The sequence below is a fragment of the Streptomyces sp. S3(2020) genome (genome assembly GCF_013044505.1).
Classification (GTDB): domain Bacteria; phylum Actinomycetota; class Actinomycetes; order Streptomycetales; family Streptomycetaceae; genus Streptomyces.
In genome coordinates, this window is the sequence record NZ_JABERD010000299.1 from 1 (window position 1) to 9,080 (window position 9,080).

The following is a 9,080-nucleotide window of genomic DNA, read 5'->3' on the forward strand; positions in this document are numbered from 1 at the left end:
GTCTCAAGGACGCCGTCGCCGCCCTCCCCCTGGTCACCGCGGGCCACCCCTACAACGCGGAGGCCCTCGTCCACGGCCTCTCCCCGGACCCGGCCCCGCACCCCCAGGACGCGCCCTGGCACCAGGTCCGCCTGCTGCTGCGCCTGCACCGGTACGCCCGCGAGGTCCTGCAAGGCGACCTGGCCGACGTACGTCTGCTCGCGGCCGGCGAGGCACTGGACCGGCACCGCGACGCCTCCGAGGCCGCCGCGGCCGCCGCGCAGGCGGCCCGCACGCCCCGGATCGCACCGGCGACCGCGTACGCCCTCGGTGTGCTGCACGCCGATCAGCGCCACGAAGTGGAAGCCGCCAGGTTCGCTTTCCAGCGTGCGTGGCAGATGGAGGCGGTGAGTACCCGGTGAGCTCTTCCGACAGCACCACCGTGCAGGCGGCCGGCTGCGTCCTGTGGCGCCGCTCCCCCTTCGACGGCGAGCTGGAGATCTGCCTGGTCCACCGGCCGAAGTACGACGACTGGTCCCACCCCAAGGGCAAGCTGAAGCGCGCCGAGGACCCCCTGGCCGGCGCCCTGCGCGAGGTGGCGGAGGAGACGGGCTACACGGCCACGACCGGAGCCGAGCTCCCGGCCATGCACTACCTGGCGAACGGCCGCCCCAAGCAGGTCCGCTACTGGGCCGCGGAGGCGATCACGGGCACCTTCACCCCGAACGCCGAGGTCGACCGCATCCTCTGGCTCTCCCCGACGGCAGCGGCCAACCGTCTGACGCAGCCGAGGGACAGAACGCTGGTGGCCTCTCTACTGGCCTCGCTGCATCTCGCCTAGGGCCCCCACCGAGCCCCCGAGCTCCTAGGCGCCCCCGCTCAGCCCAATGGAATGCCCCCGTGTCCTCGATGTGAGCGTTCCGTGACCTAACCGCCCCTTCCGCAGGGGTTCACCCGCCGTTCATTTACGCCAGTCGGCGCCTTCACCTGATCTGCCTAATTTCGGCCTTACGCGGTGCGGACCGCTCCTCGGGAGAACACCTCGAAGTCGTGTCCGCATCACCCAGTCTTCGCACGCCGCCGGATTCAGGACGGCGGCTCTCGGAAGGAACTCCCTCAGTGAAGCTTCAGCGCAAGAACCGGCGGGCTCTCGCTCTCGGCGCGATCGCCGTCTCCGGCGCCCTGGCCCTCACGGCGTGCGGCTCCGACGACACCGGCACCTCGGCTGACGCGAGCGGCTCCACCGCCGCCAACAGCTCCATCAAGTGTGACGACGCCAAGGGTCAGCTGCTCGCCGACGGCTCCTCCGCGCAGAAGAACGCGATCGACGCCTGGGTCAAGCAGTTCACGGCCGCCTGCTCCGGCGTCCAGATCAACTACAAGGGCGGCGGCTCCGGCGCCGGCGTCACCGCGTTCACCCAGGGCCAGGTGGCCTTCGCCGGTTCGGACTCCGCGCTGAAGCCGGAAGAGGTCACCGCCTCCAAGTCGGTCTGCTCCGGCGGCCAGGGCATCGACCTCCCGATGGTCGGCGGCCCGATCGCGGTCGGCTTCAACGTCCCGGGCGTGGACAAGCTCGTCCTCAACGCCGAGACGCTCGCCAAGATCTTCGACAGCAAGATCACCAACTGGAACGACAAGGCGATCAAGGCGCTCAACCCCGACGCCACGCTCCCCGACCTGAAGATCCAGGCGTTCCACCGCTCGGACGAGTCCGGCACCACGGACAACTTCACCAAGTACCTGATCGCCGCCTCCCCGGCGAACTGGAAGTACGAGGGCGGCAAGGCCTGGCAGGCCAAGGGTGGCCAGTCGGCCGCCGGCTCCTCCGGTGTCGCCCAGCAGGTCAAGCAGACCTCCGGCGCCATCTCCTACATGGAGCTGTCGTACGCCAAGGACGGCATCGTCCCGGTCACCATCGACACGGGCGCCTCCGCCCCGGTCGAGGCCACCGTCGAGAACGCCACCAAGGCGATCGCGGCCGCCCAGGTCGTCGGCACCGGCAAGGACCTGTCGCTGAAGCTGGACTACGCGACCAAGGCCGACGGCGCCTACCCGATCACCCTGGTCACCTACGAGATCGTCTGCGACAAGGGCAACAAGGCCGACAGCCTGCCCGCCACGAAGGCGTTCCTGCGCTACATCGCGTCCGAGGACGGCCAGGGTGTGCTCGCCGACGCCGGCTACGCCCCGATCCCCGACGACATCATCGCCAAGGTCCGCACCACCATCGAGGGCCTGAGCTGATCCTTACGCGTGCGGTCCGGTCCAGGGTCTGAAACCCCGGACCGGACCGCACCGTCCGGTGCACCGCCGCCAGGAGTCGCACATTCGTACGACTCCGCAGACCGGAGAACCCGATGGACACCACACAGATAACCGACGCACCTCCCCCCACCCCACAGCCCACCCCGACCGAGCAGAAGCGGGCGGCCAAGGGCGCCACCCGCCCCGGCGACCGCATCTTCCTCGCGCTGTCCCGCGGCTCGGGCATCTTCCTCCTGGTGATCATGGCCGCGATCGCGGTCTTCCTCACCTACCGCGCGTCCCTCGCGATCAGCAAGGACGACGGCAACTTCCTGACCACCTTCGAGTGGAACACCGGCCTCAACCCGCCGGTCTTCGGCATCGCGGTGCTCGCCTTCGGCACGGTCGTCTCCTCGGTCGTCGCGATGGCCATCGCGGTCCCGATCGCGGTCGCCATCGCGCTGTTCCTGACGCACTACGCCCCGCGCAAGCTCAGCGGCCCCATCGCGTACGTGATCGACCTGCTCGCCGCCGTGCCGTCCATCGTGTACGGCCTGTGGGGCGCCCTGGTCCTGGTCCCGAACATGACCGGCCTCTTCGGCTGGCTGGACACCTACCTCGGCTGGACCGGCATCTTCTCCTGGCAGGGCGGCGCGCCCCGCTCGATGCTGACCGTCGGCATCCTGCTCGCGATCATGATCCTGCCGATCATCACCAACGTCAGCCGTGAGGTGTTCCGGCAGACGCCGCGGATGAACGAGGAGGCGGCCCTGGCGCTCGGCGCCACCCGCTGGGAGGTCATCCGTATGGCGGTGATCCCCTTCGGCCGCTCCGGCGTGATCTCCGCCTCGATGCTCGGTCTCGGCCGCGCGCTCGGCGAGACGATGGCCGTGGCCACCGTGCTCTCCCCGACCTTCGACATCCAGGCCAGCCTGCTCGACCCGGGCGGCGGCACCTTCGCCCAGAACATCGCCAGCAAGTTCGGTGAGGCCACCGAGTTCGGCCGTGACGCGCTGATCGCCTCCGGTCTGGTCCTGTTCGTCATCACGCTGCTGGTCAACGGCGCGGCCCGCGCGATCATCGCCCGCCGCAAGGAGTACTCGGGGGCCAACGCATGAGCACCGCATCCGTCAGCACCCTGCGCGGTGCCCGTCTGCCCAAGTGGTCCCCGTACGCCATCGCGGCCGGCTCGATCGCCGTCGCGGTCGGCATCGGTCTGGGCGCCGGCCTCGACAGCGAGGTCCAGTGGGGCCTGATCGCCGCGGTCCTCTTCCTCGTCGGGACCTACGGCATCGCCGCCCGCGTCGAAGGCCGCCGGCAGGCCAAGGACCGGATCGCCACCTCGCTGGTCTGGGTCTCCTTCCTGATCGCCCTCATCCCGCTGATCTCCCTGATCTGGGTGACGGTGGCGCGCGGTGTGAAGGTCCTCGACTTCTACTTCCTGACCCACTCCATGGGTGTGGTCGCCGACACCGAGGCGGGCGGCGGTATCTACCACGCCATCCTCGGCAGCCTGGAGCAGGTCGGCCTCGCCACGATCATCGCCGCCCCGATCGGTGTGCTCACCGCGATCTACCTGGTGGAGTACGGCCGGGGCAGCCTCTCCAAGGCCATCACGTTCTTCGTCGACGTCATGACCGGCATCCCGTCGATCGTCGCGGGCCTCTTCATCCTCAGCCTCATGCTGATGTTCGAGATGCAGCCCTTCGGGTTCGCCGGCTCGCTGGCCCTGGCCATCCTGATGATGCCGGTGGTCGTCCGCTCCACCGAGGAGATGCTCAAGCTCGTCCCGAACGAGCTGCGCGAGGCCTCCCTCGCCCTGGGCGTCCCGAAGTGGCGCACGATCCTGAAGGTGGTCCTGCCGACCTCGATCGGCGGCATCACGACCGGCGTCATGCTGGCGGTCGCCCGTATCGCCGGTGAGACCGCCCCGGTCCTGCTGCTGGTGTTCGGCAACCCGTTCATCAACAACAACCCCTTCGAGGGTGCGCAGGCCTCGCTGCCGCTGTACATCTACCAGCAGTACGCGAACAGCGCGGGCTCCGGAGCGGCCTACGACCGCGCCTGGGCGGCGTCGCTGACGCTGATCGCCTTCGTGATGATCCTGAACCTGGTGGCCCGCGGCATCGCCCGCTGGAAGGCCCCCAAGACCGGTCGCTGACGCGGCCTCTCGGCGACTGAATCCCTGGAAGTGACGTAATCATGGCCAAGCGAATCGACGTAAGCGGACTGACCGCCTACTACAGCGCCCACAAGGCGATCGAGGACATCTCGATGACCGTCGAGCCCCGCTCGGTGACGGCCTTCATCGGCCCCTCCGGCTGCGGCAAGTCGACGTTCCTGCGCACCCTGAACCGGATGCACGAGGTCACCCCCGGCGGCCGTGTCGAGGGCAAGGTGCTCCTGGACGACGAGGACCTGTACGGCACCGGCATCGACCCGGTCTCCGTGCGCCGCGAGGTCGGCATGGTCTTCCAGCGCCCCAACCCCTTCCCCACGATGTCGATCTTCGACAACGTCGCGGCGGGCCTGCGCCTGAACGGCTCGTACAAGAAGTCCCAGCTCGCGGACGTCGTGGAGAAGTCCCTCAAGGGCGCGAACCTCTGGAACGAGGTCAAGGACCGCCTGAACAAGCCGGGCTCGGGCCTGTCCGGCGGTCAGCAGCAGCGTCTGTGCATCGCCCGCGCAATCGCGGTCGAGCCGAACGTCCTGCTCATGGACGAGCCCTGCTCGGCCCTGGACCCCATCTCCACCCTCGCCATCGAGGACCTGATCGGCGAGCTGAAGGAGCGCTTCACGATCGTCATCGTGACGCACAACATGCAGCAGGCCGCCCGTGTCTCGGACCGCACCGCGTTCTTCAACCTCGCGGCCGTCGGCCAGCCCGGCAAGCTGATCGAGATCGACGACACGGAGCGCATCTTCTCCAACCCGTCGGTCCAGGCCACGGAGGACTACATCTCGGGCCGCTTCGGCTAGACCGGCACCCGTCGAAGACCCCTCGCGGTGCTGCATGGCGGTGCCACCGCGAGGACACAAAAGGGCCCGCCCCCTGGCTCCCAGGGGGCGGGCCCGTTCGTTCACCCGGAGGTCACCCCACGCCGTCGGCGTAGGCCTTCTTCCAGCCGCTGCACGTGTTTTCCTTCAGATCTCCGTTGTCGCGGAGACAGACCTTCATGTAGATCGTGGCGGACTCGGCGAACTGCTCGTTCACCCACTCGCACTTGGCGAAGCCCTTGCCGTTGTAGACGTCGTGGACGGTGCCGGAGCTGCCGATCTTCCAGGAGCCGACGACACCGGCACCGTCGGTGGAGTTGTCGCAGATGTTGAAGTCGTCGCCGTCCGTGTAGAAGTCGATCGAGCCCGCCGCGTTCGCGTAGCTGCCCGAGCCGACGGTGCTGATGCCGTAGCGGTCGATCGCCGCCGAGGCGGGCGAGGCCACGTAGAGCATGGTGGCCGCCGCGGCCCCCACCGCTCCCGCACCGGACAGCAAACGCCTGCCGAGAATCGCCATGGAATTCCCCCTTCAATGGTCGAACACCCGTTCATAGAACGCGCGTTCCGTCATGGTCCCACGGGAGGTGCCAACGGGTCGGGAGTTTCTACAGGAACGCCAGGTTCACCACACCGAACACACCCGCCGCGACCAGCGCAGCCGCCGGCATGGTGATGAACCAGCCCAGGATGATGTTCTTCGCGACACCCCACCGCACGGCGTTCACCCGCTTCGTCGCGCCCACGCCCATGATCGCCGAGGTGATGACATGGGTCGTCGAGATCGGCGCGTGGAACATGAACGCGGTGGTGAACATGATCCCCGCACCCGTGGTCTCCGCGGCGAAGCCCTGCGGCGGATCCAGCTCGATGATCTTCCGCCCGAGAGTCCGCATGATCCGCCAGCCACCCGCGTACGTGCCGAGCGACAGCATCACCGCACAGGCGATCTTGACCCACACCGGGATCGGGTCGCCCGCGTCCTCGACATCCGCGATGACGAGCGCCATCACCACGATGCCCATCGTCTTCTGCGCGTCCTGAAGACCATGACCGAGCGCCATTCCGGCCGCCGACACGGTCTGCGCGATCCGGAAACCGCGCTTGGCCTTGTGCGGATTGGCCTTCCGGAACATCCACATGATCGCGACCATCACCAGGTAGCCGGCCACGAGACCGACGATCGGCGACAGGAACATCGGGATGACGATCTTCTCGACCACCCCGGACCAGATCACCCCGATCCCGCCCGCGAGCGCGGCGCCGACGAGACCGCCGAACAGAGCGTGGGACGACGACGAGGGCAGCCCGAAGTACCAGGTGACGAGGTTCCAGGTGATCGCGCCGACCAGCGCGGCGAAGAGGATCCACATCCCCCGGTTGCCGTGCGGCGTCTCGATCAGACCCTCACTGACGGTCTTGGCGATACCGCTGCCGAGGAACGCTCCCGCGAGGTTCATCACGGCCGCCATCGCGAGCGCGGCCCGCGGCGTCAGCGCGCGCGTGGAGACCGAGGTCGCGATCGCGTTGGCCGAGTCGTGGAAACCATTGGTGTACGTGAAGCCGAGCGCGACGCCGATGGTCACGATCAGAGCAAAGGTGTCCACGTGGTTCAGGACTCCTTGACCGCGATGGTCTCCACGGTGTTGGCGACGTGCTCGAACGCGTCGGCCGCCTCTTCCAGTACGTCCACGATCTGCTTGAGCTTCAGCACCTCGATGGCGTCGTACTTGCCGTTGAAGAGCTGGGCGAGCAGCTTGCGGTGAATCTGGTCGGCCTGGTTCTCCAGCCGGTTGACCTCGATCCAGTACTCGGTGAGGTTGTCCATGGTCCGCAGGTTCGGCATGGCCTCGGCGGTGAGCTCGGCGGCCCGCGCCAGCACCTCGATCTGCTGCTCGACGCCCTTGGGCAGTTCCTCGACGTTGTAGAGGACGACGAGGTCGACGGCCTCCTCCATGAAGTCCATGATGTCGTCGAGGGACGACGCGAGGTTGTAGATGTCCTCGCGGTCGAACGGCGTGATGAACGAGGAGTTCAGCTGGTGGAAGATCGCGTGCGTGGCATCGTCACCCGCGTGTTCCGCGGCCCGCATACGCTCTGCGATCTCGGCCCGGCCGGCGGTGTCCGCCCCGAGCAGTTCCATGAGGAGCTTCGAGCCCGTGACGATGTTGTCCGCGGATGCGGCGAACATGTCGTAGAAGCTCGTCTCCCTGGGGGTCAGACGAAAGCGCACAAGGGGTCCTCAGGGTGCATGGGTTTCGGTCAGGCTGATGCTAAGTGCATCATCCGGCCACGGCTAATGGGCCGTCCCCCAGTGTCGCCCATCAGGCAGAGTGGTCGGCACGGGGGCCTTCCGCAGGCCCTATACCCGCCAAAGTTCGGTACGATATACCCAGTAGGGGTATATGTCTGCCCTCGGATCGACCCTCAGATTGGCCCGCAGATATGGAGGACGCGATGACGACCACCGAGGCCGGCGCGGAAGTGCCCTCCGCGGAGACCGATCACGACCACGGGGTGCACGGCTACCACAAGCAGAAGGACGAACACCTCAAGCGCCTGCGCCGTATCGAGGGCCAGATCCGCGGCCTTCAGCGCATGGTCGACGAGGACGTCTACTGCATCGACATACTCACGCAGGTGTCCGCCTCCACCAAGGCCCTGCAGTCCTTCGCCCTGCAACTGCTGGAGGAGCACCTGCGGCACTGCGTCGCCGACGCGGCCCTCAAGGGCGGCGAGGAGATCGACGCGAAGGTGGAAGAGGCGACGAAGGCGATCGGCAGACTGCTGCGCACATGAGATGAGGGAACGCCCCCGGGCGGCTCACGCGCCGGAGGCGTCCTCACGCTCCTGGGCCACTTTCAGCACCTCGTCGATGCTCTCAAGGCTGAGCCGGTCCTCGCGGGCGGCCGAGGCCGCGATGATCAGGTCTCCGCACAGCTCGATCTCGGCGAGGGCCACGTGGTCCTGAACTGCCGTACCGCCGACCGGAGCCACGTGCATCACCTCTTCTCTGCCGTCACCGCTTCCTAGAGTAGGGAGCGCCCTACGCACCGCGCATGGCACGGACGGGCTAGTTCTTGACGCCCGTCACGGCTGCTCACCCCTCGGCGATCTTCCCGGCGTAGATGTCGTCGCCGTCCGGAAGCCGTACGTCGACGGCGACCCCGAAGTCGTAGAGCAAGGTCGTGGAGGCGACCGCCACGGTCCCCTCCTGCTGTCCGTTGACGAAGCTGAACCGATGCCGGACCTTGCGGATCCGCCCGTCGTCGTCGAGGTAGACGTCGAAGGGGACCCGAGCCGTGGCGAACCCTTTCGCCGCCGCGCCCAGAGTGGACCTGTTCCCGGCGGAGGCGTCCTCGGCGGCGACGGTCAGATCGGCGACCCCCCGGTAGTGCCGCACCCGCGCCCCCGCGACCTCGGTCTCCCCGACATAGGTCGCCGAACGCGTCCCGCGCAACAGTTCGGCGGCGGCGAACGGATCGGTGGCGCCGCCGGTGACGAGATTCCCGTCCGCCAGCGAGGCGGTCTCGACCCGCACCCACTTGTCGGAGGGCACCCCGGCGCCGCGGTTCTTCATGAACAACGCGCCCGGAGCGAGCAGTTCGGTGATGGGCCGGTGCTCGCTCGTCCCGGCCGGATCCTGCGGCAGCAGCACCTTCAGCTCCCCGAGCTGCCGCCGGTAGTCGTAGACCCCTTCTCCCCGAATGGTGACGCGGGTCCCCCCGGTCGCCATCTCCATGGAGGTCCGGGCCTTGGAACTCTCCGCCGCCACCAGCCGGTCGGCGGCAAGACGCACCACCTCGACGGGGTCGCCCGAGCTGCGCCCGTCCCCGACGGCGCCCCCGCTCCCCGCCCCCCCC

The 9,080-nt window shown here is 68.2% G+C and carries 11 protein-coding genes and 1 pseudogene; 7 read left to right on the top strand and 5 right to left on the bottom strand.

Features of this window, described 5'->3' with window-relative positions:
- From HLK59_RS45325 to pstB, 6 genes and pseudogenes are all read left to right on the top strand, one after another.
- Positions 1 to 401 (top strand): annotated as a pseudogene (locus tag HLK59_RS45325) (metal-binding protein); the annotation flags it as partial.
- Complete coding sequence (locus HLK59_RS45330; protein WP_171147518.1) at positions 398 to 820, top strand: NUDIX hydrolase; 423 nt, start codon at positions 398 to 400, stop codon at positions 818 to 820. The pseudogene HLK59_RS45325 and the gene HLK59_RS45330, both read left to right, overlap by 4 nt.
- A 278-nt stretch (positions 821 to 1,098) precedes the next feature.
- Positions 1,099 to 2,223, top strand: a complete 1,125-nt coding sequence (gene pstS / locus HLK59_RS45335; protein WP_171147519.1) for a phosphate ABC transporter substrate-binding protein PstS — start codon at positions 1,099 to 1,101, stop codon at positions 2,221 to 2,223.
- 113 nt (positions 2,224 to 2,336) lie between these two features.
- The gene (gene pstC, locus HLK59_RS45340; RefSeq protein ID WP_171147520.1) at positions 2,337 to 3,341 is read left to right on the top strand and encodes a phosphate ABC transporter permease subunit PstC; all 1,005 of its coding nucleotides are present in this window, start codon (positions 2,337 to 2,339) and stop codon (positions 3,339 to 3,341) included.
- Entirely contained in the window at positions 3,338 to 4,384 is a 1,047-nt protein-coding gene (gene pstA, locus HLK59_RS45345) for a phosphate ABC transporter permease PstA (protein ID WP_171147521.1), read from the top strand. The genes pstC and pstA overlap by 4 nt, the downstream gene beginning before the upstream one ends.
- 41 nt (positions 4,385 to 4,425) lie before the next feature.
- Positions 4,426 to 5,202: a phosphate ABC transporter ATP-binding protein PstB gene (gene pstB, locus HLK59_RS45350; protein WP_171147522.1), complete on the top strand. Its 777-nt coding sequence runs from the start codon at positions 4,426 to 4,428 to the stop codon at positions 5,200 to 5,202.
- Positions 5,203 to 5,314: 112 nt separating this feature from the next.
- On the opposite strand, the gene HLK59_RS45355 is transcribed toward pstB, so the two are convergent.
- The 3 genes from HLK59_RS45355 to HLK59_RS45365 all read right to left on the bottom strand — a co-directional run bounded on the left by HLK59_RS45355 (position 5,315) and on the right by HLK59_RS45365 (position 7,450).
- A complete protein-coding gene (locus HLK59_RS45355; protein ID WP_171147523.1) occupies positions 5,315 to 5,737 on the bottom strand; it encodes a hypothetical protein in 423 nt (140 codons plus the stop codon).
- An 88-nt stretch (positions 5,738 to 5,825) separates the two neighbouring features.
- Positions 5,826 to 6,824, bottom strand: coding sequence for an inorganic phosphate transporter (locus HLK59_RS45360; RefSeq protein ID WP_171147524.1), 999 nt, complete (start codon positions 6,822 to 6,824; stop codon positions 5,826 to 5,828).
- Between the two features lie 5 nt (positions 6,825 to 6,829).
- Entirely contained in the window at positions 6,830 to 7,450 is a 621-nt protein-coding gene (locus HLK59_RS45365; protein ID WP_059195745.1) for a DUF47 family protein, read from the bottom strand.
- 224 nt (positions 7,451 to 7,674) lie between these two features.
- Here HLK59_RS45365 and HLK59_RS45370 point away from each other — a divergent pair, with 224 nt between their 5' ends.
- Positions 7,675 to 8,016 (top strand): metal-sensitive transcriptional regulator, encoded by a 342-nt coding sequence (locus HLK59_RS45370; RefSeq protein ID WP_046262890.1) that lies wholly within the window; start codon positions 7,675 to 7,677, stop codon positions 8,014 to 8,016.
- Positions 8,017 to 8,040: 24 nt separating this feature from the next.
- Here HLK59_RS45370 and HLK59_RS45375 read toward each other — a convergent pair whose 3' ends face one another.
- Both HLK59_RS45375 and HLK59_RS45380 read right to left on the bottom strand, forming a co-directional pair.
- Positions 8,041 to 8,220 carry a hypothetical protein gene (locus tag HLK59_RS45375; RefSeq protein WP_171147525.1) on the bottom strand — a complete coding sequence of 60 codons (180 nt, stop codon included), beginning with the start codon at positions 8,218 to 8,220 and terminating at the stop codon, positions 8,041 to 8,043.
- A gap of 97 nt (positions 8,221 to 8,317) precedes the next feature.
- Positions 8,318 to 9,080, bottom strand: a 763-nt coding sequence (locus tag HLK59_RS45380; protein ID WP_171147526.1) for a hypothetical protein, incomplete at its 5' end; no start/stop codon positions are given.

Coding starts and splice junctions, on each gene's coding strand:
- pstC (WP_171147520.1), top strand. CDS start 2,337: ATGGACACCACACAGATAACCGACGCACCTCCCCCCACCCCACAGCCC.
- pstA (WP_171147521.1), top strand. CDS start 3,338: ATGAGCACCGCATCCGTCAGCACCCTGCGCGGTGCCCGTCTGCCCAAG.
- pstB (WP_171147522.1), top strand. CDS start 4,426: ATGGCCAAGCGAATCGACGTAAGCGGACTGACCGCCTACTACAGCGCC.
- HLK59_RS45355 (WP_171147523.1), bottom strand. CDS start 5,737: ATGGCGATTCTCGGCAGGCGTTTGCTGTCCGGTGCGGGAGCGGTGGGG.
- HLK59_RS45370 (WP_046262890.1), top strand. CDS start 7,675: ATGACGACCACCGAGGCCGGCGCGGAAGTGCCCTCCGCGGAGACCGAT.
- HLK59_RS45375 (WP_171147525.1), bottom strand. CDS start 8,220: ATGCACGTGGCTCCGGTCGGCGGTACGGCAGTTCAGGACCACGTGGCC.